We start from the raw sequence: 25920 nt of genomic DNA, 5'->3' as shown, positions 1-25920 counted from the left end.
TCTTATCATGCTATGATGTTATTTGTTTAAATTTGTTTCCTTGAAACGTAACAAATACGAAATAAATCATACATATTCTAAAAATTGTTATCATAATGAAAAAAATAACGCTTTCTTTGTTTTTAATAGCAGGGATCTGCACTCAAACTACTATGAGCGCACAAGCTAAAGCTGCTAAAATAGCAGTGAATAACACAGACAAAGGTTTAGACCTTAGCTTGATGGACACTTCGGTGCGTCCTCAGGATGATTTTTACAACTATGTAAGTGGAACTTGGATGAAAACAGCCAAAATTCCATCTGACAAACCAACTTGGGGAAGCTTCAACAAACTGGCTGAGGATACGGATAACAATTCCATGACAATCCTGAACTCTCTTTTGAAAGACAAATTTGCTGACGGAAGTGAAGGGAAAAAAATTCAGGATCTGTATGCTACTTACATGAACATGCAGAAGAGAAATGCTGACGGAATCAAACCAATCCAGGAAAATCTGAATAAGATTGATGCTATTAAAAACATGGCTGATCTTCAGAACTATCTTACTTCTGTAACCAAAGAAGGTGAAAACGTTTTCTACGGATGGGGAGTAGATGCAGACCTTAAAGATTCTAAAATGAATGCAGTTTACTTAGGTAATGCTTCTCTAGGTTTAGGAAGAGATTACTATCAGAAAGTAAACGAAAAAAATACAGAAGCAATTGCTGAATATCAGAAGTATGTAGCTTCAATGCTAAAAGAATTAGGATATAAAAATGCTGATGAAGCAGCAAAAGGTATCGTTAATTATGAGAAAAGTATTGCGCAGACTTACCTGACAAACGAGCAAAGCCGTGACAACACACTTCAGTACAATCCTAAGACAATGACTGAACTTTCTGCTTTGGTGAAAAATGTTGACCTTCCAGGTTATCTTAAAAAAGTAGGCGTAAATTCTGACAAAGTAATTATCAGTGAATTAGGATTCTATAAGAACTTTGATAAATTAGTAAATGCTCAGAATCTTCCTGTAATTAAAGATTATCTGAAATTCCACATGATCCACGGAAGCGCTTCTTACTTAAGCGAAAACTTAGGAAATATGAAGTTTGCTTTCTATGGTAAATACCTTAGAGGACAACAGGAACAAAGAGCTCTTAACAAGAGAGGATTTGAATTGATCAATGGTTCTTTAGGAGAAGCTTTCGGAAAATTATATGTTGAGAAATATTTCCCAGCTGAAGCAAAAGCTCAGATGGTGGAATTGATCGATTATTTAAAGAAGAGCTTTGCTGTTCACATCAACAACTTAGCGTGGATGTCTTCTACCACTAAGGAAAAAGCAATGCAGAAACTGAATAAGTTCACTGTAAAAGTGGCTTATCCTGATAAATGGAAAGACTATTCAAAATTAAATATCCTTTCTGAAGCCAATGGTGGAAACCTTTACAAAAACCTTCAGAACATCGGAGAATGGCAGTACAACAAAGACTTGGCTAAAATTGGTAAGCCGGTAGATAAAACAGAATGGGGAATGACTCCACAGACTGTAAATGCATATTACAACCCGGTAAACAACGAGATTGTATTCCCTGCTGCGATTCTTCAGCCGCCATTCTTTAACCCTAAAGCTGATGCAGCTGTAAACTTCGGAGGTATTGGTGCTGTTATCGGTCACGAAATGAGCCACGGATTTGATGATTCAGGAGCACAGTTCGATGCTGATGGTAACTTGGTAGACTGGTGGACACCGGAAGATAAAGCAAACTTCGAAAAAGCTACAAAAGCCCTTGCTTCTCAGTATGACAAATATGAGCCTGTAAAAGGAACTTTTGTAAACGGTACGTTCACAAACGGTGAAAATATTGCTGACTTAGGTGGAGTAAACATCGCTTATGACGCTCTTCAAATGTATCTGAAAGATAAAGGAAACCCAGGAAAAATCAGTGGATTTACTCAGGATCAGAGATTCTTCCTAAGCTGGGCAACCGTTTGGAGAACATTATCAAGTGAGAAATATATGGTGAATCAGGTGAAAACTGACCCGCACTCTCCAGGATATTTCAGAAGTTTTGGTCCGCTTATCAACGTTGACGCTTTCTATAAAGCGTTCGATGTAAAACAAGGAGACAAATTATACAAAACTCCAGAAGACAGAATCAAAATCTGGTAAAAATAACAACCGCTCAGCAATGGGCGGTTTTGTTTTTTTAGGTGGAAGCGATTAGGTAGCAGATGGTAGGTAATAGATAATAGATAATAGATAATAGGGATTAAGGAAAATAGGTATAAGTAATAAGGAACCGGAGGAATAATAGTTATAATAACGGCCTCCATCATTCCCCCTCCGCTGGAGGGGTGGCAAAAATTCAAAGAATTTTTGACGGGGTGGTAAACATTAAACTTTAAATTTTTAATCCAAATCTTCAATTTTCAGCCATATATAAATATCATTCATTACATGTCATTAAAGTTTGTATATTTGATAAGTTTGTGTAAAATCAAAAATTATCTTTAATGAAAAAGCTAAATATTGGAATACTTGCCCTTTCAGGTATTGTATTTCTTAACTCTTGTGGTGCAGCAAAGACTGCAGGGACAGACAATAAAACAGAAGCTGCAGCAAAAGTAGCTGAACCGGTAAAAGAAGAAGCAAAAGAAGAGGGAATCAATTTATCGTACATGGATACCAGTGTCCGCCCGCAGGATGACTTTTTTAGCTATGTGAACGGAAATTGGGTGAAGACTACTCAAATTCCTTCCGATAAAGCAAACTGGGGTTCTTTCAATGCGTTGAGAGAAAATGTGGATGATGCTTCATTAGATATTTTGAATAAAATTCTTACAGAATCATATCCGGCAGGATCTGAAGGACAGAAAATCCAGAATCTGTATGCCTCTTTTATGGATACCAATAAAAGAAATGCAGAAGGTCTGGCGCCTATCAAAGCTGATCTTGCCAAAGTAGATGCTATTAAAAGTGTGGGTGACCTTCAGAAATACCTTTTGGAAGCTACAAAATTAGGCGATAACTCTTTCTACGGATGGAGAGTAGGTGCTGATATGAAGAATTCCAATATGAATGCGGTGTATCTTGGTGGTCCGGATTTGGGATTAGGAAGAGATTATTATCAGAAAGTAAACGATGCCAATACTAAAACATTAGCAGAATATCAGGCTTACGTTGGAAAATTATTCGGAGTTTTAGGATATAAAAATAATACTCAGGCTGCGCAGAATGTGGTAGACTTTGAAAAGCAGCTGGCCAATTATTTATTGACTCTTGAGCAGAACAGAGATGCCAATTTAAGATACAATCCTAAAAATGTATCAGAATTGTCAGGACTTGTGAAAAACGTTGACCTTGCCAAATATCTGAAAGATGCAGGGGTAAATACAGACCGGGTGATCATCGGAGAGCTGAAATACTACCAGAACATGGATCAGTTCATTACCCAGAAAAACCTTCCTTTACTGAAAGATTATCTGAAATACCACATCATCAACGGAAACGCAAGCAACCTGAACGACAGCCTGGAGCAGATCAGATTCGATTTCTATGCTAAATATTTACAGGGACAAAAAGAGCAGCGTCCAATGAACAAAAGAGGACTTTCTCTTGTAAACGGTGTTCTTGGAGAAGCTTTCGGAAAACTGTATGTAGACAAATATTTCACTCCTGAAGCTAAAAAGCAGATGGAAACGTATATTGATTACCTTCTAAAATCATTCAAAACACACATCGCGAATATAGATTGGATGTCTCCTGAAACCAAAGTGAAAGCTCAGGAAAAACTATCCAAGTTTACAGTGAAAATCGCTTATCCGGATAAATGGAAAGATTATACTCAATTAAAAGTAGAATCTCCAAAAGAAGGTGCTACCCTATATTCTAACCTTCAGAATGTAGCAGCATGGCAGTATCAGAGAAGTCTGGACAAAGTAGGAAAGCCAGTTGACAAAACAGAATGGGGAATGTCTCCACAAACTGTAAATGCATACTATAGCGGATCAAACAACGAGATTGTATTCCCGGCAGCTATTCTTCAGCCGCCTTTCTATAACCCTAAAGCTGATGCAGCAGTGAACTTTGGAGGAATCGGAGCCGTTATCGGCCACGAAATTTCTCACGGATTTGACGACAGTGGTTCACGTTTCGATGGAGATGGTAACCTTAACAACTGGTGGTCAGATGCTGACCGTAAAAACTTCGATGCAAAAGTAGGTCAGTTAGCTGCTCAATACAGTGCTTATGAACCTGTAAAAGGAAGCTTCGTGAATGGTAAATTTACAAGCGGTGAAAACATCGGTGACTTAGGTGGAGTAGCAGTGGCTTACGATGCTCTTCAAATGTATTTAAAAGATAAAGGAAACCCAGGGAAGATCAGCGGATTCACTCAGGATCAGAGATTCTTCATGAGCTGGGCTACTGTTTGGAGAACTAAAGCTACAGACCAGTATATGATCAATCAGGTGAAAACAGACCCGCATTCTCCGGGAATGTTCAGAGCATTTGGACCATTGGTAAATCAGGATTCATTCATCAAAGCATTTGATATCAAACCGGGGGACAAACTGTATAAAGCTCCTCAGGACAGAATAAAAATCTGGTAATTTTACCCGAAAATTGTTAGAAAAGAAAGAATCCGCTTCGTTTTGAAGCGGATTCTCTTTTTAATATTCTTTCTTATAATTCCGGAGTACAAACTTGATTCCGGTTTCTATGATATCTCCCATGGTTTTACAATACTTGAAATTCACATCATAGGTGAGTTTTTGTAAAGCCGTCCTTAGTTCTGTAACATTGGCTTCCGGCGCGATGTTATCTTTTTTCATAATAGAAATGAGCTCATCGAATCTATTTTGGCTGCTGGTCACTCTTTTTACGATCTGTGAACGTACTTCTTTACGGTACTGTTCTATAGAACTTGGTTTCAGCTTTTCCATGACCATATTCACCATTTGATTGTTTTCTTTGAAATACTGTGGAAGATAGACTTTCAAATTTCCCTCATACGTTTGTTGATCAAAATCGATAGGACGAATTCTGTAAATAACCTGGTCAAAATCGTGTATGGGAATTACAACATAATTATAAGAACGCATGTCACCAAGAAGCCCGATAAGACAACGCTCATTGAATTTCACAAACTCCTTGGAAATCTGTGCTTTTTCCAGTTCTGTACAGTTGAATAAATGTTTTTGAATGAAAACATCTCCGGGAATTCCTAAAATATGCTCTTCAATTAACGTGTTTTTGTAAACCAAAAAATTTATCCGGTTGGGAGAAAGCAGATCTTCAAGCTCCAGCCCGAATATTCGGGAAGCATCAGCCTGTTTAATATAAAAATAAGTATAATTATCATTAAGTACATTTCTCACCCGAACCCGGAAAGGTTTTGAATTTCCGAACGTACAAAAGTCAATCGTGTCCACTTTCAGATAGGGTAAAGTAGCAATATCTCCATCAGAATGAAGAAGAGTATAAATCTTATTTAAATTAGCCTCTATTTCTTTAAATTCAAATTCAGGATATAATACCCCAAGCCACAAAGTATCTTTTCCGTCTTTATCCAGAATTCTTACACTATCACTGAATCTTAAGAGGTCTTCATACAGAAACTTAATTTTGGTGGTTCTATTATATTTTTCCAAATACTGCTGTAATGCTTCTGAAACTGGAAATATTGGTTTTCTGAACGCTATTTTTACATCTTTCATGACACTGTTCACTTTGATTAAATATAACGAATATTTTTTGTAATGTCTGAGGAACTCCTATTTTAACATTCATTGGATAAGAGTAAAGCGAACAAAAATTTTATTTATTCTTTCTTGAATTTTTTTATTTATTTTTTCATAGCTTAGTGATATCGTAATATGGTGATTTTATGTTGAATAAATGTAAATAAATTGAATTGATTCAATAAAAATCTTAGTAAAATTTTTTATGTTACAGTTTTTTTTTAAATTTAAACACTGGATTGGTAATTTATTTGATTCATCGGTAAATTACTCAAAGACAGATCCAAACCAAATTAATAAATCTCAAAATAACAATAATATGGCAATGTTTAATTATGGTGTTGGCGGAAACGAGGTAAAAGTAGACGCTAATGAAGCTATTCAGGAAATACAGGAAAATAAATCACTGATAGTAAGCCAACTTACAACAGAAGAGTCTTATACTCCTGAAATCGTAACAGGATTAAAAACAGTGGAAGACGTTTTCAAACATTTTCAGCCAGCAATATCTGTACAGCACGAAACAGAAGATGGTGGAATGGTAGAAGAAGAATTCCGTTTTCAAAACCTTGGAGACTTTACTCCTAAAAGCCTTACTCAGAAGTCAGATTATCTGCAGCAGCTGAGCATGGAACAGGAGCAGTACAATAAAATAGTACGTCAGCTGAAAACTAACAAAATTCTACGCAACATGCTGGAGAATGATCAGACAAGAGCTGCGTTCGTAGAAGTATTGAAAGAAGTGGCACAAGAACTTGAAAAATAATTAAAGACTACATTAAATCATGGATAGCAAATTACAGGCACAAGAAAGCCAACAACAGGGGCAGCAGCAACATGCAGGGCAACCGAAAGGTAACCCGCTTGCAGAGCTCAATAAAATGGGAGGTTTTGGCTTTGTTGAATCCGTTGTAGACGGTATCGCCAATATGAACCCAACAAGAAAGGCAAGAAAAGAAATCTTCCTGAATGACAGCAATAAAGCAGACGAAAGAAAAGAACTTCTTCAGAAGATCAATCTTTGGGTGAACCTTTTAGAAGGGAGTGAATCTGCAGATAAAATGGCTGATACGTGCAAAAGTAAAGCACAACAGGCCGATCAAAACTTAAAAACAAACTTAAAAAATACACTGGATGCCGTTCGTCTGTTGGAAACCAACTACAGAACAGTAGCTCAATTCTACAAAAATACAGAATTGGATAAAGTGGACAACGTAAGTATCGTAAATGCAAGCCTTGAGCAGGTTTCCGATCTAGATAACCCTTTGTTCATTGATGCAATTTCAGAAGAATTCAAAAATTATTACGACCGTCTTGACCTTAGAGATAACTATTCAATCCTTGCAATACCAGGATATTTAGGATCCAATAAAGTAATCGAGAAATGGGCAAAAATCTGTAACGAAAATAAAGTAATGATGGTTACAGACTTTGCAAACCTTGACAAGCCGGATGACGTGGTAGATTTATTCCATTCTGCAAATCTTACAGGAGGTGAACTTCACAGAAGTAACGTTATTATGACGTGTAACTGGCTTGTAGGACGTGGTAAAGCTGAAGAAGTAGGGGAAGAAGAAAACGTAGAACTTCCACCTTCCACTTCATTAGCTGGAAAAATCCATAAAACACTGATGTCTCAGGTAGCAGCAGGTAAAAAACATGGTAACATCAACGAAGTAGACGCTGTAAAATTCGAATTGAAGAAAAGTGAAATTTCTCAATTGGAAAAAATGGGTCTTGTACCAATGGTAAACGAGTACGGAAAAATTATGGCCTTCTCTGCGAAGACCTTATTTACAGGAGATAATATTGGCCTTCAGACATATTCCGTAGTGCGTGTATTCGACTATGTAACCAAGGTATTACTAGACTTCCTGAACAGAAGAGCTTTCGAAAACTGGAATGCTAAAAATGAAGACGATTTGAGAAGACAAATTGTAACCTTCCTTGATAATATCAAAGGACCGGACAAATTGATCGAGAAATTCAAAATTGTTCGTTTCGAGCAGGATAGAGTAAACAAAGACAGAGTATGGCTGGATATTCGTATGACCCCTTATTTCCCTACAAAAAGTTTCGTTATTAAATTAGACGGACACAAAGGAGATGATGGTAACGAATGGGATGCAGAATATACTCAGGAGTAACATCAACGTACTTTACATAACAAAAACCGATGCAATTTTACATCGGTTTTTTTTCAACCAACACCTATGAAATTGAATATTAATAATAAGCTTATTATTAGTTTACCCATCATATTGATGGTCATTTTGATAAGCTGTGAAAAAAAATACCAAAGTCCCGGCAGTTACGAAAATGATCTTTTTGCAGACGAACGCCAGGAAGGAAAAGCATACATTATGAATAGGAGCGAATGCTTTGACGGCAGTGAACTCGTTATCGCAAGTTCAGACGTAAAGCTTGCAGACAGTTCAAAAGGCCGTGGAAAATCATTCTTTCTTTATAAAGTAAGATCAGGGAAAGTATTGAAAACAGTAAGAGATTCTACTGTAGATATGCCAATGCTGTTTTTATCCCAATACAAATTAAAGATCAAAAATAGTGATTCCATGTACGTTTATCTGAAAAAACTGGAAGGTTATCGTTTTATTGCCAAAGACAGAAACCTGGAATATCAGTGGTTAAAAGCAGCTCCCGTATATTCTGTTAAAGCTGATAAATAAATTTTATCTTTGCAGATACAAAATGTTTTGACTCCGCAATGCATAAGACAGTAAATAATATTCGTTTATTGAAAACGGTTGGTATTAGCAATGTCATACTGAGCGAAGTCGAAGTATCTCATAAAAGCAAAACAAAAATTTTTGGAGAAGGATAACCGAAGTTCTGATTTTCTGCATATAGGCAGCAAAATCCTTGAATGGTATAGTAATAATGCAAGAGATCTGCCTTTCAGACAGACAAAAGATCCGTATAAAATCTGGATTTGTGAAATCGTATTTCAGCAGACAAGGATCAATCAGGGATTGAATCATTATAATAATTTCATTAAAAGATTTCCAGATGTAAAAACGTTGGCAGAAGCTGAAGAAAACGAAGTTTTACTCTATTGGAAAGGATTGGGATATTATTCCAGAGCCATTAATATTCATAAAGCTGCCCAGCAGATCATGAATGATTATCAGGGTGTCTTTCCTGATCAATACGAAGAAATTTTAAAATTAAAAGGAGTAGGGAAGTATACTGCAGCTGCGGTATCAAGTATCTGCTTTGGTGGAAGAATGCCTGCTGTTGACGGGAATTTCTACCGCGTTCTGAGCCGTCTTTTTGCGGATGATTTTGATATTTCGAATTCAAAAGCATTTACCTATTTTTCTGAGCTGGCTGCTTTGGTGATGCCGGAAAATGTGGGAGATTTTAATCAGGCGATGATGGATATTGGTTCAGAGATCTGTAAACCCAAAAATCCATTGTGTGGAGAATGTCCTGTGAATGAAGACTGTCTGGCATTTTCTACACAGAAAGTCTCCGCTTATCCCGTAAAAACAAAAAAAGTAAAAGCAGAAGATCTCGCTTTGACCTATTATTTTGTACACAGAAATGGACAATTTCTGATCCGTCAGAGGGCAGATGACTTCATCTGGAAAAAATTATTTGAATTTCCTGATAGTATTTCTTCAGATATGGAAACCTTTATTACAGGTTCAAAAACAGTTAATCATAAACTAACCCATAAGAACTTAAGTATTGAAATATGGAATGTTGAGGTTACTTCTGAGGAGGTATGGAATGATTTTATCATTGAAAATCAGTACCTGATTACAGATGCTGAGGGCTCTCATGAAAAATCGTTTCCCAAGCCTCTGGAAAATTACATTCAAAACTCTCTGAAAGACTGAAATTTGTCTTCCGAAATCTGAAATCTAATTTGTACTTTTGCAAAATGATTAAAAAAGTCATTTTTATTTTTGTATCACTGCTTTTAATTTCATGTGGAAAAGACCCTTCACCAAAACCTTATGGAGAACTGCGTCTGGAATATCCCGCACCGAAATACCAAAAGTTTGAAAACGATTGTGCCTATACCTTTGAATATTCGGAATTTGCGTCGATTGCACCTGCTAAGAAACCTTGCTGGTTCTATCTGAATTATCCAAAAATGAAGGCTAAGCTTTTCGTTACCTATTACCCTATACAAAACGACTTTGCAGATCATATCAAGGAAGCTGAAAAGATGGTATATGAACATACCATCAAAGCCAGTTCTATAGATACAAAATCTTTCGAATACCCTGAAAAGAAAGTATACGGGAATTTCTATGAGCTGAAAGGGCAGAGTGCTTCCAATCTTCAGTTTTACATTACAGACAGTACGAAACACTTCGTTACTGCTTACTTATACTTTAATACGAGACCGAAACCGGACTCTCTTGCGCCTGCAGTGAACTATATCAAAAATGATATGAAGCATCTGCTGGACACTTTTGAATGGAAAAAATAATTACTTTTAATATACATTGAAAAATATATGAAACTTTTAGTTGTAGGAAGTGTTGCATTTGATGCAATTGAAACACCATTTGGTAAAACGGACAAAATTTTAGGAGGTGCAGCCACTTATATCGGAATCACTTCATCAATTTTAGGTGTTAAATCCGGAATTGTTTCTGTAGTAGGAGGAGACTTTCCACAAGAACATCTTGATATGTTCACAGACAGAGATGTAAACATCGAAGGAATTGAAATCGTAAAAGAAGGAAAAACGTTCTTCTGGTCCGGAAAATACCATAATGACCTGAATACAAGAGATACTTTGGCTACAGAAGTAAATGTACTGGAAAACTTTGATCCGAAAATCCCGGATTCAATGCAGGATGCCGAAATTTTATTACTTGGAAACCTACACCCTGGAGTTCAGTTATCAGTCCTTGAAAAAATGAACAACCGTCCTAAATTGGTTATTCTTGATACCATGAATTTCTGGATGGACTCTGCATGGGATATATTAATGGATATGATTGCTAAAACAGACGTTATTACAATCAATGACGAAGAAGCAAGACAGCTTTCAGGAGAATATTCTTTAGTAAAAGCAGCTAAAAAGATCCACACAATGGGTCCTGAATACGTAATCATTAAAAAAGGAGAGCACGGAGCTTTACTTTTCCATGATAATAAAGTATTTGCTATCCCGGCACTTCCATTAGAAGATGTTTTTGATCCAACAGGAGCTGGTGATACATTTGCAGGAGGATTTGCGGCATACCTTGCTAAAAAAGAGAAAATTGACTTCGATACCATGAAATCTGCTCTTATCGTAGGATCTGCAATGGCTTCTTTCACTGTTGAGAAATTTGGAACAGAAAGAATAGAAGAAGTCAACGAAGCAGATATGTTCAACAGATTGAGACAATTCAAAGAATTAACGACTTTTGATGTTGAACTGCAGTAAATAAGTCTTTTTAAGAAATATTTATAATAAAAAATTGAGTGAAATTCGTTAAGAATTCTAAATTTGCAACTTGTTAAAATAGTAAAATGACAAATAAACTAAAAATCACTTTTCTTCTTGGGATTTTCATCATGATATTTTCTTCTAATATGATGAATGCCCAGCTAAAACAAGGAGATTTGGTGGATGGTATTGCAGCTGTTATCGGGAATGAGATTGTGTTGGAATCTGATGTATTGGAGCAGATGAATTATGGAAAACAACAGGGAGCTGCAAATACAGACAAATGTGAGTTTCTGGAAAATCTTATCAGCAACAAGCTTCTTGTATTCGAAGCAAAAAAAGATACCTTAATTGAAAACCGTTCTGCAGCAATCAAAGAACAGGCTAATGCAAAATATCGTCAGATGCTTGCTCAATTTCCGGATGAAAAAACAATGCTTGCAGCCTACAAATTCAGAAATGCTTATGAACTGAAAAATGCTATTGAGAAGATAGACACAGACCAGTACTACGGACAGGCAAAATACCAGAGAGTAACTGATAAGGCCGATGTTACTCCAAATGAAGTAACTGATTTTTATAATATGTATAAAACTCAGCTGCCACAGGTAAAAGACGAAGTTACCCTGGCGCAGATTATGATCTATCCTACATTAACGGAAGCTCATAAACAAGAGCTGATCAACAGATTGAAAAAAATCAAACAGGATATTGCAGGAGGTGAGACTTTTGAAAGCCAGGCAAGAATTTATTCTGAAGATGAGGGGTCAGCTGCCAATGGTGGTTTATATAAAAATATAAACAAAGGACAGATGGTGAAGCCCTTCGAAGCTGCTGCTTTGAACCTTCAGGAAAATGAAATCTCAGATCCTATCGAATCTGAATTCGGATTCCATATTATCCAGTTGCTGAAGAGATCGGGTAAGGTATATGATGCAAGACACATCCTGTTGAAAGCTACCCCTACTGATGAAGAGATCAAAACTGCAAAAGCAAAATTAGACAGTATCAGAGGGCTTATCATGGATGGAAAGATCACATTTAAAGATGCTGCTTTTAAATTTTCAGATGACAAAAGAACAAAATTCAACGCAGGAGTAATTCCTGGAGCTGATGGTTCTGATAAAATTGAAAGAGAAAGTATTCCGGGAACAATCAGCTACGAATTAGCAGGATTGAACAAAGGAGATATCACTACTGCTTTTGAAGATGAAGAAAATAAAAGAAAGCAGATCAAAATCATCAAAATTGATGATGTGATTCCTTCCCACCAGATTACACTGGAAACAGACTTCAGCAGAATCAAGCAGATGGCGCTGAACAAAAAGAAAAGTGAAATGGTTGAAAAGTTTGTCAATTCTAAATTGCCAACAACTTTTATTTCTATTGACGGACGCTACGACAGCTGTAGCTTTAAGTCTAACTGGAAGAAACAATCCATGACAAAATAAAATAAAAACCTTCAGAATTTCTGAAGGTTTTTTTATTGATATATTTACAAAAATTAAGAGTATGGACTATGATTTTTATCTAAAGAAGTTTCACCAGGCAACATCCGGAATCTCTGAAGATGTTCTTCTCAGTAATGGGTTGAAATGGTCTGTAGACATAGTTTTAGAATCGGTTGCCTTTAAAGTTTACAAACCTGAATGGTCAGGAGACCCACAATCGCCTTTAGATGCTCAAGGAAGGATTTTCTTTTCAGTCTGGGTAAATGACAAGACTATTCTGGAAAATAAGATCTATTATAATATTCATGCCCTTAAACTGAGAACCTTGAAAGACTATAAAATACCAGCCAGAAATTTTGCACAAAATTTCAGGCAAGAGTTTTTAAAATATCAGAATGACTGGCCTAATGTAAAGGTAAACTATGGTCCGCTGACATTAATGGAAGGCTGGATAAAATTAGATGAAGATACTATAGAAAAGGAAGTTCATGAACTCACCCAAAGGTTTGTAAAAATAAGCCCTGTTATTGATCGGGTTTTAGGGCAATATAGAAAATAACAATAAGAGGTTTTTTACACATTTTTAATCAATAGAAGGTTCTGGAAATCGTTGTTTTTAGTATTTTTACACATGAGCAATTTTATAGATTTCAACGCTGCAAAAAAACTTCATGATATGGAGGCTACACAAAATAGAATTTCACACCTTTTTAATATTAAATATCCAATTATCCAGGCAGGAATGATCTGGCACTCCGGATGGAGGCTGGCTTCAGCTGTTTCCAATTGTGGGGGATTAGGACTCATAGGAGCTGGAAGTATGTATCCGGATATCTTAAGAGAAAATATCAGAAAATGTAAACTGGCAACAGATAAACCTTTTGGGGTAAATGTACCGATGTTATATCCGAATATTGAGGAGATCATTCAGATTATTCTTGAAGAAGGAGTGAAAATTGTCTTTACATCTGCAGGTAACCCGAAAACTTATACAGAAACCCTTCAAAAAGAAGGAATAAAAGTAGCTCACGTAGTTTCCTCTACCAAATTTGCTGTAAAATGTGAAGATGCAGGAGTAGATGCCATTGTTGCAGAAGGTTTTGAAGCAGGTGGGCATAACGGAAGAGATGAAACAACAACTTTCTGTTTGATTCCGAATGTAAAGAAACATATTTCTAAACCATTAATTGCAGCAGGCGGAATTGCCTTAGGCTCACAGATGAAAGCCGCAATGATTCTTGGAGCAGATGGTGTACAGATCGGTTCCCGTTTTGCAGCTACTACAGAAGCAAGTGCCCATGAAAACTGGAAAAAGAAAATCACAGAATTACAGGAAGGAGATACTCACCTTACTTTGAAAGAACTGGCACCTGTAAGAATGGTAAAAAACAAATTCTTCAATGAATTGGAAGATATCTACCTGAATGGAAGAGATAAAGATGCTTTGATCGCCTCATTAGGAAGAGCCAGAGCAAAACGCGGAATGTTTGAAGGAGATATGGAAGATGGAGAGCTGGAAATTGGTCAGGTTTCTGCCCTGATTGATGAAGTTCTTCCGGTGGAAACTGTTTTCAATCATTTGTTAAAGGAATTTGAAGAAACAAAAATGCCCACTTTTTAAATATAATTTTATTCAATGGAAGGAAGAATAATTGATGTAAAGGGAAACAAATTATATATAGAACACCATAATCCGTTTGAGGGCAGGCCAACCATTGTTTTTCTGCATGATTCACTCGGTTCAGTACAACTTTGGAGAGATTTTCCTGCTAAGTTGTCTGAGGTTACAGGATGCAATGTTTTGGTCTATGACAGGTTAGGATATGGAAAATCTTACCCTATGCTTACTCATGTAAGACCTGTGAATTATATGGCACTAGAAGCTCATCTATTGAATGAACTTTTGCTTGAAATTGAACCTGATATTGAGGATGTTATTTTATTCGGACATAGTGATGGAGGAACAATCGCCCTGATTATGGCAGCCGTTTATCCGGAATGGATAAGAGCCGTTATCTGCGAAGCCGGACATATCTTTGTGGAAGATATAACATTGAAAGGTGTTTATGACGCGTGGGAAGCCTACAAGACGACTAATCTTGCAGAACGTTTACAAAAGTACCACGGAGATAAAGTAGATACGTTATTCAAAGCCTGGACAGAAACCTGGACGCGAGACGACTACAGAAGCTGGAATATTGAACACCTTTTGAAACATATCACAGCTCCATTGTTATTCATCCAGGGAGAAGCTGATGAATATGGTACTTTGGATCAGGTAGAAAAAACCATATCTCAGGTAAGTGGTTATGCTGAAAAATATATTATTCCCGGTATCGGGCATACACCGCATAAAGAAGTTCCTGAACTTGCATTGAAAAAAGCAGCAGAATTTATCAGTAAATTTTTTTAATACAGTATGAGCGGTAACAATATTAATAAGACATCTTGTAATCAGGATGTCTTATTAATGTAAAAAAGAAAAATTAAAATAATATCCCTTTCAATTACAATAATTGGAGTTCCTTAGCAATATTTTCCTTGGCTTGAACTTCATATTTTTCTTTAAAATGTTCTGTTTTAAAGATGCTTTCAAGCTCCAGAAAATGCTTAAGCACCTTTTTTCGTCCCGGTTTATAAAGAAAGTCAGGATAAATAGAATATTCTTTTCTGATATTTTGAGTGTATTCCAGATAGGTGTTAAAATCTTTACCCAATACAGAAAGATCAGCATCCAAAAGATAGTTAATGTCTTTCTGATCAGAACGCTGATGAGATTTTGTGGCAAGAATCTGCTCAGAAATTATTGAAATGGTATCTTGATGCATATGAAGTTCTGCAAGCCTTTTTTCTGCCTTAGCAGCACTTTTCTCTTCATTAGCTTTGGAAGTTGCATCATAGATTATATCATGATAGAATACAGAAAAAGAAAGAGCTGTAAAATCTGAGATATTCATTTTCACTGCTTTAAACTCCCGAAACATATTTTCAAGATGAAGAAGATTATGATAGTGTCTGCCTTTTTCAGAATATCTGGTTTCAATCTCCTTCCAAAGATCGTGGATTAATTGCTGATCTTCTGTAAACGGAGAACAAAGCTGTTCAAATTGATTTTTCAGATTCATAGGAATAAGGTATAAAAAAAGGAACTTTTAAAAAGTTCCCTGATTTGCTTCCAGAACAGCCTTTAGATCAGCCCATCCGCCGCCGTTATAACCGTCCTTTAATCCTTGAGCAGTAAGATAATCCAATGCTTTTCCGCTTCTGTTTCCACTTCTGCAGAATAAGATGACAGGCTTTTCAATAGAAAGAATCTCATCTTGTCTATCTTCTACTTCACCTAGAGGAATATTCTTAGCACCATCTATATTACCGTCCATTTCAAGCTCCATTGGCTCACGAACGTCAATTAATTCATAGTTTCCAGATTGTATTACTTCTATTAAAGACATAGTTGTTGAGTTTAAATATTAAATTAAAAACGAAATTACGTAATTTTTTTTTGAAAAAAATCCTAATGAAAACATAATTTTTCAGAAAAGAAACCTGCTGTGGTATGAACTTCCTCCAAAATCAGAAGATTGATAAAATAATCTTAATTTTGCACTGTTAAATTATGAATACAGGCGCTGAAAAATATTCCCAACTGATAAAATCCAAGGCAAAAAGTTTTGGGTTCCAGAACTGTGGTATTTCCAAGGCTGATTTTCTGGAAGAAGAAGCGCCGCGTCTTGAAAAATGGCTCAAGAATAACTATAACGGAGAAATGAAATATATGGAAAATCATTTCGATAAAAGGCTTGATCCACGGCTTCTGGTGGAAGGTTCCAAATCTGTTATTTCACTTTCTTACAATTACTTTCCCGAAGAAAAAATCTCAATATTAGAAAATTTTAAGATTTCAAAATATGCTTATGCAGAAGATTATCATGAAGTAATTAAAGAGATACTCCGTGAAATGGTTGCTGAGTTGCAGGAAGAAATAGGAGAGTTCGGATTCCGGGTTTTTGTGGATTCTGCACCAGTTTTAGAAAGAGCTTGGGCTAAAAAATCAGGAATCGGGTGGGTAGGCAAAAATGCTAATCTTATTACAAAGCAAAGCGGTTCTTTTTATTTTCTGGCCGAAATCATTTGTGATCTGGAACTTATTCCCGATCATGCCACCACAGATCATTGCGGAAGCTGCAGAAAATGTATCGATGCATGTCCCACAGATGCTATTGTTTCTGAAAAAATTATAGATGGAAGCCGCTGTATTTCTTATGCAACCATAGAATTGAAAGATGAAATTCCGGCTCATTTCAAAGATAAAATGGAAGACTGGATGTTCGGCTGCGATATCTGCCAGGATGTATGCCCCTGGAACCGCTTCTCAGCACCCAATAAACAGAGTCGTTTCCAACCCAATGAAGCCTTGAAAAACTTCAAAAAAGGAGAATGGAAAGAACTTACCCAGGAAATTTTCTCCGAAATCTTCAAAAAATCACCTGTGAAAAGGACCAAATTTGCAGGACTTAAGAGAAATATTGAGTTTTTAGAGAAGTCTTTTGATTGATTTTTTTCTAAACTTTTGGTGACAATTCCTCCTTCGGAATTTTTTGTAGTTCCAAACCAGAGCTGATAATCGTCCATTCCTTAAATTTTTAGTTTTAAGGAGGTAAAGATTTGTATCAATAAGTTTCTTGAAAAGCCTTTCCTATAAAGAAAAATTGATCTTCAGGAGATTAAGATCTCACCGAAAATCAACGTTTTTTTTGTATTCTTTTAGGAGCAGTTTTTACTCTTACTTTAAATCTTTTTTGGGATTTAGTATTTTTACGCATATTTATGAATATTTCGTAACTAAATATAGCCAATTTTTCGATTAAAACAAATACTTTTACTAAAAATTAAAGATTAAATTTTATTAAAAAACATGACTGTGAAAACTGTATTAATGTATCTCCTGAAAGTGATAGGAATTATTTTGGGAATTGTGATTATTTATGTCATCCTTGGGCTATTGATTCCCTATATTCCTGTGTCTGCAAAAGATGATGGACAGAAGAAAGATATTCCAATTTACATTTATACCAATGGAGTGCATACCGATATCGTAATGCCTGTGAGAAATGACCTTCAGGACTGGAGTCAGAAAATTCCTTTTGCAAATACAAAATCAAAAAAAACAGATTATCAGTACATCGGAATAGGATGGGGAGACAAAGGATTCTACCTTAATACACCTACCTGGGCAGATCTTAAATTTTCAACTGCTGTAAAAGCAGCATTCTGGTTAAGTGATTCTGCAATGCACTGTACTTATTATAATACGATGAAAGAAGGTGATGATTGTAAAATGATCATGATCAGCAGAAATCAATATCAGAATTTAGTAAAGTACGTGGAAGATAAATTTGACAGAGATCAGAACGGAAACTTTATATTGATCCCTACAAATGCTGTGTACAGTGATAATGATGCTTTTTATGATGCAAAAGGCACTTACAGCTTTCTGTATACCTGCAACACATGGTCAAATAACGCTTTAAAGGCTGCTGGTCAAAAAGCTGCACTTTGGACACCTTCAGATTTCGGAATTTTTCAACACTATAAATAATATATGAAGAGGATTTATCTGTTTTTCATCATTTTTTGGATTGGTTCATGTTCACAAGAAAAGAAAAGCAATATAATAAGTACGGTAGAAAAAGTTGTAGTTGCAGAAAAGCGACCGGAAGCCGATCTTTCCAAACTCAAAATAAAAGCAGAAGAAGCTTTGAAATTCTGTACTTCAAAGAACCTTAATAAAGATTTCTGTATCCTGATTGATATGAGTCTTCATTCAGGCATTAACCGTTTTTTTATTTGGGATTTTAAAAATGATAAGATCTCAAAAAAATATCTGGTAGGACATGGTTGTGGTTCTAATGCCTGGAGTAAAGATAATTCTAAAGCCAATCCGGGATTCAGTAATGAAGACGGAAGCCATCTTTCTTCCCTGGGAAAATATAAATTGGAAGGAAGAGGTTACAGCGATTGGGGAATTAATGTAAAATATCTGATGCACGGACTTGAAGAAACCAACAGCAATGCATTAAAAAGATTCATTGTCTTTCATTCCTGGAATATGATGAGTGATACTGAAACTTTCCCGAACGGATCTCCAGAAGGATGGGGATGTCCCACTGTTTCCAATAATGCGATGAAAGAAATTGATCCGATGATTCAGAAATCAGGAAAACCTGTCCTGATGTGGATCTATAATTAAATCTTTGTCATACATTTGTTTCGTAACCATCATGTAAACTGATTCTGTCTTATGAAACATACGCTTTTCCGTGAACAACAGCTCAATTGTGATATAGAAACTGCCTGGAAATTCTTTTCCTCTGCCAATAATCTTTCAGAAATTACTCCGAAAGACATGGGTTTCATTGTATTAACGGAAATGGAAGATGATGAAATCTATGAAGGAATGACCATCGATTATTATGTTTCTCCATTATTCGGGATTAAAATGAAGTGGCAAACAAAGATCACCCAGGTCGATTTCCAGAAAAGCTTCACTGATTTTCAGAAAAAAGGTCCATACAAACTATGGAACCACCACCATGAATTTATTTCCAATAAAGATGGCGTTTTGATGAAAGATACCATAGATTACGAACTTCCCATGGGATTTCTGGGAGAAATTGCTCACCGTCTTTTTGTAAGAAAAAAATTGGAACACATCTTTGATTACCGCTTTAGAGTATTGAGTAAATTGTTTTAATTATTCAATAGGAACGGGCTTTAGCCCGTTTTAAATGATACCCAAAATTCCATTGGCTTTAGCCGAAATTTAAGCCTGCCTAAAAAATGATCTAGCCTTCCTATAAGGTTACATCAAAACTTTCAGTACCAAATTGTGTTCTGCTTTTGTTACTTTTATAGCTAAAAATATCCTTTATTCACCCCATTGTTTAAGTTTTTTTAACAGTTCAATGGCCGGATTTCCCGGTAGAAATCCCTATTTTTGCACTACTATCGTTTTTACTGAAAAACTAATGTGTTCTGATTGACATGACAAGTCTGAGGTCATTTTTCTTATTTTATATCCTGTTGGTTTTTACCCTTTTCAATTCGAATTGGGCAGAAAAATCATGGCAGAATATTCCTCACGTTCCTCATGTAAACAACATTCACGTTCTGGATGTCTACGAAGAGGCAGATATGAACACGCACGCATTGCCTGCTGCTGCCAAAATTGTAAAATATTCAGTCAAAAAAAATGATCCTGCAATCGCAGATTTTTCAGGAATTTTAAAAAGTATTCCGAAAATCATCCTTCCGGAGATTGCAGTCTCTATGATTTGTGGAGTTAAATCCTTTCTCCATCTCCTCCAGTTGTACTAGTTGTAAAATTCTGTAAACCAAATCATTTTATCGAAAATTTTATAACCTAAACATTTAAAAATGTATTTTAAAACTGTAATAATTTGCTTAGTTGCAACATTATTCGCTGTGTCATGCAGTAAAGACAAGGAGAAAAACAATAAAAGAGATAAAGAAGTTCCCGTACTGGAAATCAAAGAAAAAGATACATTGGTGAGTAACCAGTTTGTCACCGATATCCAGGCTAAAAAAAATGTTGAAATACGCTCCAGGATCGGAGGCATTATACAGCATATTTATGTCAACGAGGGACAGTTTGTGCATCAGGGACAGGCTTTATTCAAAATCAATGACGCTGAACTTCAGATGGAACTTCTGAAAGCCAATGCAGCATTAAAACAGACCGAAGCAGACGTTCGTATTGCAGAAGTGGAGCTCAAACAGATTCAGAGTCTTCATGCTAAAAAATTTGTTGCCAATAACGAGTTGGAAATGGTGAAAGCAAAACTTTCTTCAGCCAAAGCAAAACATGCTTTTGCCGATGCAGAAAAGAGAACCGTTCTTCAGAAAATAAGCTTTACAAGAATTACTGCGCCTTTTGATGGCGTAATTGACGTGATTCCTCATAAAGACGGAAGTTTGGTAGAAAATGGTACGCTATTGACCACACTTTCCCAATTGAACGAAGTATACGCCTATTTTTCCATTCCTGAAAACCTATATTTTGAGCTTTTGGCCAATGATAAAATTGGAAACCATCAAAAGATTGAACTGACGCTTCCCAACGGAGCCAATTACCAGTTCAACGGAGCTTTAAAAACAGCAGAGGGAGAAATCGACAGAACCACAGGTTCCATTCGTTATAAAGTACTTTTCCCAAATCCTGATCGTTTGATCAAACACGGTACTTCTGGGAAACTTATTATTTCAGAACAGCAGAACAATGCGATTCTTATTCCACAGAAATCTACCTTCTCCATCCAGGATAAAACCTATGCTTTTGTAGTGGATAAACAGAATAAAGTGAAAATGACCAACATTAAGATCGGAGCTACTTTAAGAGATTCTTATATGGTAGAAAACGGTCTTAAAAAAGGAGATTTAATCATTTATGAAGGGACTCAGTCTTTGAAAAATGGTGATGTGATCAAAATCAAAAAGAAGTATTAACCTTTCATAATCTTTAAATCAATTGACTATGGTAGAAATGTTTATAAGACGAAAGGTTCTTTCGTTGGTTATTTCCATATTATTTGTTTTGCTGGGAATTATGGCTTTACTGAAGATGCCGATCACCCAGTTTCCTGATATTGTACCGCCTTCAGTAACCGTTACGGCAAAATATACAGGAGCGAATGCCGAAGTATCCGCCAATGCGGTAGCTCTTCCTCTGGAACGTGCAATTAACGGAGTACCGGGAATGACTTATATGTCTACGGTGACTTCTAATGACGGTCTTACCCTTATTCAGGTTTTCTTTGAAGTAGGAACAGATCCGGATGTAGCAGCAGTAAATGTTCAGAACAGAGTAACTACGATATTGGATGAGCTTCCTGAAGAGGTAATCAGAGCCGGTGTAACTACTGAAAAAGAGGTAAACAGTATGCTGATGTACCTCAATATCACCAGTACAGACCCGAGCCAGGATGAGCAGTTCATTTATAACTTTACGGATATTAACGTCCTTCAGGAGCTGAAACGTATTGATGGAGTAGGACGTGCAGAAATCATGGGACAGAAAGAATACTCAATGAGAGTGTGGCTGGATCCTCAAAAAATGGCAGCTTATAGTATTTCTGCAGATGAAGTCATTACTTCTTTGCAAAAACAGAATATTTCTGCAGCACCCGGAAAAGTAGGGGAAACATCTGGAAAAACCTCCAGCCAGCTTCAGTATGTCATCAAATATAAAGGAAAGTTTTTTGAGCCTAAACAATATGAAGAAGTTCCCATCAGATCTGATGTGGACGGAACTATTTTAAAGCTTAAAGATATTGCCAAAGTGGAATTTGGAGCGATGAACTACGGAATGGTTTCCAAAACAGACGGAAGACCTTCTGCATCCATCATGATGAAGCAGCGTCCCGGTTCCAACGCTTCCGAAGTTATTGAAAGCGTAAAAGCAAAAATGGAAGAATTAAAAGTCACTTCCTTCCCTCCCGGAATGGAATATAACATGGCTTATGATGTTTCCAGATTCCTGGATGCTTCCATCAGTGCGGTACTGACAACTCTTATCGAAGCCTTTATTCTTGTAGGAATTGTGGTATTTATTTTCCTTCAGGACTGGCGTTCCACGTTGATTCCTGTGCTGGCTGTTCCGGTAGCTTTGGTAGGAACATTTGCCTTCATGAATATGCTGGATTTCTCTGTCAATCTTTTGACATTGTTCGCTTTGGTGCTCGCCATCGGAATTGTGGTGGATAACGCCATTGTCGTCGTTGAGGCCGTCCATGTGAAAATGGAAGAAGGAATGAATGCTATGGATGCCACCATCAGTGCCACCAAAGAAATTGCAGGAGCTGTAGTAGCGATTACGATTGTCATGTCTGCTGTATTTATTCCTGTAGCGTTCCTTGATGGTCCTGTGGGAGTATTTTACCGCCAGTTTTCATTAACGTTAGCCATCAGTATTGTAATTTCCGGAGTGAATGCATTGACGCTTACTCCAGCACTTTGTGCTATTATTTTAAAACCTCACAATCACGATAAAAAGAAAACCTTTATTGACAGGGCTTTCCAGAGTTTCAATACCGGTTTTGAAAGACTAACGAATGGTTATGTAGGTGTTTTATCAAAATTTGCCACAAGAACTACAGTGACATTCGGATTGTTGTTTTTATTTGTCGGGCTTACTTTTGTGACCAGCAGATTCCTTCCGACAGGGTTTATTCCGATGGAAGATCAGGGAATGGTGTATGTAAGCGTTACAACTCCACAGGGAGCAACGGTAGAAAGAACAGAAAAAGTGCTGGATGAAGTTACCGTTATTGCCAAGAAGATCAAAGGGGTAGAAAACGTGACCACACTTGCGGGATACAGTATTGTAACTGAGATAGCAGGTTCATCTTACGGAATGGCGATGATTAACCTTAAAGACTGGAAAGAAAGAAGTATTTCAGTGAATGACCTTATTGCAGAGCTTTCTGATAAAACAAAAAGCATTGCAGATGCACAGATTGAGATTTTTGCACCACCAACCGTTCCAGGTTTCGGTAATACCAGTGGTTTTGAATTGCGTTTGCTCGACAGAACCGGAGGTACCATCGAAAATACAGATAAGATCACGAAGGACTTTGTTAAAAAATTAAACGAAGCTCCCGAGTTGCAGAACAATTTTACCAGCTTTGATGCTACTTTTCCGCAATATATGATCAATGTAGATTATGATATGGCAGCGAAGAAAGGAGTATCAGTAGACAACGCAATGTCTACACTACAAACCATGCTGGGATCTTATTACGCCACGAATTTTATCCGTTTCAGCCAGATGTATAAAGTAATGGTGCAGGCAAGTCCGGAGCACAGAGATACCCCTGAAAGTATTTTGAATTTATATTTAAAAAATGATAAAGGTGAAATGGTTCCTTTTTCCACATTCATTACCATTGAAAAGGTATACGGACCTGAAGTTTTGACGAGATATAATATGTATATGTCTGCCATGATCAACGGAGAACCCGCAGACGGTTATAGTTCCGGAGACGCCATTGCAGCAGTAGAACGTGTAGCTAAAGAGACTTTACCAAGAGGATTTGATATTGAGTGGTCCGGGATGACAAGAGAAGAAATCTTATCAGGAAACCAGACGGTTTATATCTTCGCGATCTGTCTTTTGTTCGTGTACCTTTTATTAGCAGCACAATACGAAAGTTTCCTTCTTCCGATGCCTGTATTATTAAGTCTTCCGACAGGAATTTTCGGATCTTACATTGCGTTGGTAATGATGGGACTGGATAATAATATCTATGCACAGGTCGCATTGGTGATGTTGATCGGGCTTCTGGCCAAAAATGCCATTCTGATCGTAGAATTTGCCGTAGCAAGAAACAAGCAGGGATTTGATATCATTCCGGCCGCTATTGAAGGGGCAAGACAGCGTCTGAGACCTATTTTGATGACTTCTTTTGCATTTGTAGCAGGACTTATTCCATTATGTATTGCATCAGGAGCGGGAGCGATCGGTAACCGTTCCATTGGTACTGCTGCAGCTGGAGGAATGTTAATTGGAACCATCTTCGGACTGGTCGTGATCCCCGGACTGTATATATTCTTTGCAAAACTTGAAAATAAGAAGAAAGATGAAAAGATTAAATCATAGAAATATATTGTATGGAATAGCATCACTTACGCTGGTTTCGTGTGCTGTTCCCAAAATAACAGAGCTGAAAAAAGCCCAGGAATTACCAGAGGAGATCATCAAAGCTGATAAGAATAAATCTGCCGATGAATTCCAACAGATTAACCTGAAGGCCTATTTTACAGATCCGAACCTGCTGGAGCTTTTTGATAAAGTGGTTCAGGCTAATCCGGATTTCCAGATTGCTCAGCAGAGAGTAGAAATTGCCAATAGCTTCCTTCAAAGATCAAAGATGGACTTGTTACCTTCACTAGAAGTAGGTGTTGAAGCTTCCGGTAACCGTTACGGAAAATATACCATGGAAGGGGTGGGGAACTATGATACCAATCTTTCACCCAATATTACGGAAAATCAGAAAATCAACAGAGATTTTACGCCTAATTACTGGGTAGGAGCAAGAAGCAGCTGGGAAATTGATGCCTGGGGAAAACTGAAGAATAAGAAGATTGCTGCCCAGAAGAAATTTCTGGCTTCCACAGAAGGTCTGAGATTATTGCAGGTAGAACTTTTTACAGATATTGCTAATCTGTATTATCAGTTGGTTGCTTTAGACAACCGTCTTGCCATTTATCAGAAGAATTATAAGCTTCAGCAAAGAGCTTTTGAGATTGTTTTGGCACAACGTGAAGTAGGAAAAGCCACAGAATTAGCGGTTCAGCAGTTCAAAGCGCAGAATAACAACTGGCTGGCAGAGATTGAACACATAAGAGTGGAAATTGTCACAGTAGAACAGGCGATCACAACATTAACAGGAAGCTACGGCGGAGATGTAAAACGCGGGAAAATCCTGATGCCTACCAATATGGAAGTATTAAATAAGACTATTAATGTAGAAAACGTCATCCATTCCAGACCGGATGTTGCTGCCAATTATTATGTTTTGGAGGCTTCTCAGGCTGATGCAAAGGCTGCGAGAGCTGCTTTTTATCCTAAAATTGATCTTGGGGCCGGTTTTGGACTGAATTCTTTTTCTGTAGAAACGTTCTTCAAGCCAAGTTCACTGGCTGGGCAGCTGTTGGGTGGATTAATGGTTCCTGTTTTCAATAAAGGACAGCTGAAATATGAATTTAAAGTGGCAAGCAAGGAGCAGGAAATTGCTTTTTTAAACTATCAGAAAAGTATCACAACCGCTTTTAATGAACTGCAGTCTATTCTGAAACAGACCAAGATCTATGAACGTGTTTTGAAGCTGAAATCAGAAGAAGTAGGTTTCCTTGACCGTGGTGTAGAGGTTTCCAATGATCTGTATCTGACAGGATATGCCAATTATTTTGAATTGATCAATTCTCAGAAAAGCAAACTAACCGCTGAACTGGATTTATTGCAATTCCAGCACCAGAATACCAGAAACAACGTCCTGCTGTTTAAAGCACTGGGAGGGAAACTGGATTAATTTTTACTTTTTTTACGATGGGAGAAGTCGTCTTTTTTTAAGACGGCTTCTTTTATGTTGAAAATTTTAAGTATGTCTTACGGATTCCCGTAATGAAAATCGAATTAATTCCAGGATCTTTACAGTAAAGAAAATAACTAACCATGAAAACTCAGAAGAACATGTCAGGAAAGCTCTGATAAGGGTAAAGTATATAATACTGCCACCCTGAGTTTT

At 36.9% G+C, this 25920-nt stretch carries 23 protein-coding genes; 20 read left to right on the top strand and 3 right to left on the bottom strand.

Going from position 1 to position 25920, the window contains the following annotated elements:
- Nucleotides 1-95: 95 nt before the first annotated feature.
- Complete coding sequence (locus ACM6F9_RS18445; RefSeq protein WP_414847055.1) at nucleotides 96-2153, top strand: M13 family metallopeptidase; 2058 nt, start codon at nucleotides 96-98, stop codon at nucleotides 2151-2153.
- A gap of 344 nt (nucleotides 2154-2497) precedes the next feature.
- A complete protein-coding gene (locus tag ACM6F9_RS18440) occupies nucleotides 2498-4594 on the top strand; it encodes a M13 family metallopeptidase (RefSeq protein WP_414847054.1) in 2097 nt (698 codons plus the stop codon).
- 60 nt (nucleotides 4595-4654) lie between these two features.
- Here the strand turns inward: ACM6F9_RS18440 and ACM6F9_RS18435 are convergent, their stop codons facing one another.
- Nucleotides 4655-5701, bottom strand: coding sequence for a hypothetical protein (locus ACM6F9_RS18435; RefSeq protein WP_414847053.1), 1047 nt, complete (start codon nucleotides 5699-5701; stop codon nucleotides 4655-4657).
- A 343-nt stretch (nucleotides 5702-6044) separates the two neighbouring features.
- On the opposite strand from ACM6F9_RS18435, the gene ACM6F9_RS18430 reads away from it, so the two are divergent.
- From ACM6F9_RS18430 to ACM6F9_RS18385, 10 genes are all read left to right on the top strand, one after another.
- Complete coding sequence (locus ACM6F9_RS18430; protein ID WP_164976673.1) at nucleotides 6045-6491, top strand: type VI secretion system contractile sheath small subunit; 447 nt, start codon at nucleotides 6045-6047, stop codon at nucleotides 6489-6491.
- Between the two features lie 19 nt (nucleotides 6492-6510).
- Nucleotides 6511-7872, top strand: coding sequence for a DUF5458 family protein (locus ACM6F9_RS18425; RefSeq protein WP_414847052.1), 1362 nt, complete (start codon nucleotides 6511-6513; stop codon nucleotides 7870-7872).
- A 66-nt stretch (nucleotides 7873-7938) separates the two neighbouring features.
- On the top strand, nucleotides 7939-8412 hold the full coding sequence (locus ACM6F9_RS18420; protein ID WP_414847051.1) for a hypothetical protein: 474 nt from the start codon (nucleotides 7939-7941) through the stop codon (nucleotides 8410-8412).
- Nucleotides 8413-8553: 141 nt separating this feature from the next.
- Complete coding sequence (gene mutY, locus ACM6F9_RS18415) at nucleotides 8554-9588, top strand: A/G-specific adenine glycosylase (protein WP_414847050.1); 1035 nt, start codon at nucleotides 8554-8556, stop codon at nucleotides 9586-9588.
- A 44-nt stretch (nucleotides 9589-9632) separates the two neighbouring features.
- Nucleotides 9633-10190, top strand: coding sequence for a gliding motility lipoprotein GldD (gldD, locus tag ACM6F9_RS18410; RefSeq protein ID WP_105702962.1), 558 nt, complete (start codon nucleotides 9633-9635; stop codon nucleotides 10188-10190).
- A 27-nt stretch (nucleotides 10191-10217) separates the two neighbouring features.
- Nucleotides 10218-11141, top strand: coding sequence for a PfkB family carbohydrate kinase (locus ACM6F9_RS18405; protein WP_414847049.1), 924 nt, complete (start codon nucleotides 10218-10220; stop codon nucleotides 11139-11141).
- Between the two features lie 86 nt (nucleotides 11142-11227).
- A complete protein-coding gene (locus ACM6F9_RS18400) occupies nucleotides 11228-12595 on the top strand; it encodes a peptidylprolyl isomerase (protein WP_414847048.1) in 1368 nt (455 codons plus the stop codon).
- Between the two features lie 61 nt (nucleotides 12596-12656).
- Nucleotides 12657-13154: a hypothetical protein gene (locus tag ACM6F9_RS18395; RefSeq protein ID WP_414847047.1), complete on the top strand. Its 498-nt coding sequence runs from the start codon at nucleotides 12657-12659 to the stop codon at nucleotides 13152-13154.
- 117 nt (nucleotides 13155-13271) lie between these two features.
- A complete protein-coding gene (locus ACM6F9_RS18390; protein WP_414847167.1) occupies nucleotides 13272-14216 on the top strand; it encodes an NAD(P)H-dependent flavin oxidoreductase in 945 nt (314 codons plus the stop codon).
- Nucleotides 14217-14231: 15 nt separating this feature from the next.
- Nucleotides 14232-15008, top strand: a complete 777-nt coding sequence (locus ACM6F9_RS18385; RefSeq protein WP_414847046.1) for an alpha/beta fold hydrolase — start codon at nucleotides 14232-14234, stop codon at nucleotides 15006-15008.
- A 94-nt stretch (nucleotides 15009-15102) separates the two neighbouring features.
- On the opposite strand, the gene ACM6F9_RS18380 is transcribed toward ACM6F9_RS18385, so the two are convergent.
- The gene (locus tag ACM6F9_RS18380; protein WP_414847045.1) at nucleotides 15103-15720 is read right to left on the bottom strand and encodes a hypothetical protein; all 618 of its coding nucleotides are present in this window, start codon (nucleotides 15718-15720) and stop codon (nucleotides 15103-15105) included.
- Nucleotides 15721-15747: 27 nt separating this feature from the next.
- On the bottom strand, nucleotides 15748-16047 hold the full coding sequence (locus ACM6F9_RS18375) for a rhodanese-like domain-containing protein (RefSeq protein WP_105702956.1): 300 nt from the start codon (nucleotides 16045-16047) through the stop codon (nucleotides 15748-15750).
- A 164-nt stretch (nucleotides 16048-16211) separates the two neighbouring features.
- Between ACM6F9_RS18375 and queG the strand changes: the two genes are divergently transcribed.
- The 8 genes from queG to ACM6F9_RS18335 all read left to right on the top strand — a co-directional run bounded on the left by queG (nucleotide 16212) and on the right by ACM6F9_RS18335 (nucleotide 25704).
- A complete protein-coding gene (gene queG / locus ACM6F9_RS18370; protein ID WP_414847044.1) occupies nucleotides 16212-17150 on the top strand; it encodes a tRNA epoxyqueuosine(34) reductase QueG in 939 nt (312 codons plus the stop codon).
- Between the two features lie 360 nt (nucleotides 17151-17510).
- Complete coding sequence (locus ACM6F9_RS18365; RefSeq protein ID WP_414847043.1) at nucleotides 17511-18194, top strand: TIGR02117 family protein; 684 nt, start codon at nucleotides 17511-17513, stop codon at nucleotides 18192-18194.
- Nucleotides 18195-18197: 3 nt separating this feature from the next.
- On the top strand, nucleotides 18198-18845 hold the full coding sequence (locus ACM6F9_RS18360; protein ID WP_414847042.1) for a murein L,D-transpeptidase catalytic domain-containing protein: 648 nt from the start codon (nucleotides 18198-18200) through the stop codon (nucleotides 18843-18845).
- A gap of 51 nt (nucleotides 18846-18896) precedes the next feature.
- Complete coding sequence (locus tag ACM6F9_RS18355; protein ID WP_414847041.1) at nucleotides 18897-19349, top strand: SRPBCC family protein; 453 nt, start codon at nucleotides 18897-18899, stop codon at nucleotides 19347-19349.
- Nucleotides 19350-19639: 290 nt separating this feature from the next.
- Entirely contained in the window at nucleotides 19640-19972 is a 333-nt protein-coding gene (locus tag ACM6F9_RS18350) for a hypothetical protein (protein WP_414847040.1), read from the top strand.
- 60 nt (nucleotides 19973-20032) lie between these two features.
- Nucleotides 20033-21121: an efflux RND transporter periplasmic adaptor subunit gene (locus ACM6F9_RS18345; protein WP_414847039.1), complete on the top strand. Its 1089-nt coding sequence runs from the start codon at nucleotides 20033-20035 to the stop codon at nucleotides 21119-21121.
- Between the two features lie 28 nt (nucleotides 21122-21149).
- Nucleotides 21150-24272: an efflux RND transporter permease subunit gene (locus tag ACM6F9_RS18340; protein ID WP_414847038.1), complete on the top strand. Its 3123-nt coding sequence runs from the start codon at nucleotides 21150-21152 to the stop codon at nucleotides 24270-24272.
- A complete protein-coding gene (locus ACM6F9_RS18335; protein ID WP_414847037.1) occupies nucleotides 24253-25704 on the top strand; it encodes a TolC family protein in 1452 nt (483 codons plus the stop codon). The genes ACM6F9_RS18340 and ACM6F9_RS18335 overlap by 20 nt, the downstream gene beginning before the upstream one ends.
- Nucleotides 25705-25920: the final 216 nt, after the last annotated feature.

The organism is Chryseobacterium sp. IT-36CA2 (assembly GCF_949767875.1).
In the GTDB taxonomy this organism is placed as follows: Bacteria; Bacteroidota; Bacteroidia; order Flavobacteriales; family Weeksellaceae; genus Chryseobacterium.
The sequence above is the reverse complement of the archived record's forward strand: the minus strand, read 5'-3'. Positions and strand labels throughout refer to the sequence as shown.

What these genes read in the sequence shown, in the direction of transcription:
- ACM6F9_RS18445 (WP_414847055.1), top strand. Translation starts at nt 96, where the DNA reads ATGAAAAAAATAACGCTTTCTTTGTTTTTAATAGCAGGGATCTGCACT.
- ACM6F9_RS18440 (WP_414847054.1), top strand. Translation starts at nt 2,498, where the DNA reads ATGAAAAAGCTAAATATTGGAATACTTGCCCTTTCAGGTATTGTATTT.
- ACM6F9_RS18435 (WP_414847053.1), bottom strand. Translation starts at nt 5,701, where the DNA reads ATGAAAGATGTAAAAATAGCGTTCAGAAAACCAATATTTCCAGTTTCA.
- ACM6F9_RS18430 (WP_164976673.1), top strand. Translation starts at nt 6,045, where the DNA reads ATGGCAATGTTTAATTATGGTGTTGGCGGAAACGAGGTAAAAGTAGAC.
- ACM6F9_RS18425 (WP_414847052.1), top strand. Translation starts at nt 6,511, where the DNA reads ATGGATAGCAAATTACAGGCACAAGAAAGCCAACAACAGGGGCAGCAG.
- ACM6F9_RS18420 (WP_414847051.1), top strand. Translation starts at nt 7,939, where the DNA reads ATGAAATTGAATATTAATAATAAGCTTATTATTAGTTTACCCATCATA.
- gldD (WP_105702962.1), top strand. Translation starts at nt 9,633, where the DNA reads ATGATTAAAAAAGTCATTTTTATTTTTGTATCACTGCTTTTAATTTCA.
- ACM6F9_RS18405 (WP_414847049.1), top strand. Translation starts at nt 10,218, where the DNA reads ATGAAACTTTTAGTTGTAGGAAGTGTTGCATTTGATGCAATTGAAACA.
- ACM6F9_RS18400 (WP_414847048.1), top strand. Translation starts at nt 11,228, where the DNA reads ATGACAAATAAACTAAAAATCACTTTTCTTCTTGGGATTTTCATCATG.
- ACM6F9_RS18395 (WP_414847047.1), top strand. Translation starts at nt 12,657, where the DNA reads ATGGACTATGATTTTTATCTAAAGAAGTTTCACCAGGCAACATCCGGA.
- ACM6F9_RS18390 (WP_414847167.1), top strand. Translation starts at nt 13,272, where the DNA reads ATGGAGGCTACACAAAATAGAATTTCACACCTTTTTAATATTAAATAT.
- ACM6F9_RS18385 (WP_414847046.1), top strand. Translation starts at nt 14,232, where the DNA reads ATGGAAGGAAGAATAATTGATGTAAAGGGAAACAAATTATATATAGAA.
- ACM6F9_RS18380 (WP_414847045.1), bottom strand. Translation starts at nt 15,720, where the DNA reads ATGAATCTGAAAAATCAATTTGAACAGCTTTGTTCTCCGTTTACAGAA.
- ACM6F9_RS18375 (WP_105702956.1), bottom strand. Translation starts at nt 16,047, where the DNA reads ATGTCTTTAATAGAAGTAATACAATCTGGAAACTATGAATTAATTGAC.
- queG (WP_414847044.1), top strand. Translation starts at nt 16,212, where the DNA reads ATGAATACAGGCGCTGAAAAATATTCCCAACTGATAAAATCCAAGGCA.
- ACM6F9_RS18365 (WP_414847043.1), top strand. Translation starts at nt 17,511, where the DNA reads ATGACTGTGAAAACTGTATTAATGTATCTCCTGAAAGTGATAGGAATT.
- ACM6F9_RS18360 (WP_414847042.1), top strand. Translation starts at nt 18,198, where the DNA reads ATGAAGAGGATTTATCTGTTTTTCATCATTTTTTGGATTGGTTCATGT.
- ACM6F9_RS18355 (WP_414847041.1), top strand. Translation starts at nt 18,897, where the DNA reads ATGAAACATACGCTTTTCCGTGAACAACAGCTCAATTGTGATATAGAA.
- ACM6F9_RS18350 (WP_414847040.1), top strand. Translation starts at nt 19,640, where the DNA reads ATGACAAGTCTGAGGTCATTTTTCTTATTTTATATCCTGTTGGTTTTT.
- ACM6F9_RS18345 (WP_414847039.1), top strand. Translation starts at nt 20,033, where the DNA reads ATGTATTTTAAAACTGTAATAATTTGCTTAGTTGCAACATTATTCGCT.
- ACM6F9_RS18340 (WP_414847038.1), top strand. Translation starts at nt 21,150, where the DNA reads ATGGTAGAAATGTTTATAAGACGAAAGGTTCTTTCGTTGGTTATTTCC.
- ACM6F9_RS18335 (WP_414847037.1), top strand. Translation starts at nt 24,253, where the DNA reads ATGAAAAGATTAAATCATAGAAATATATTGTATGGAATAGCATCACTT.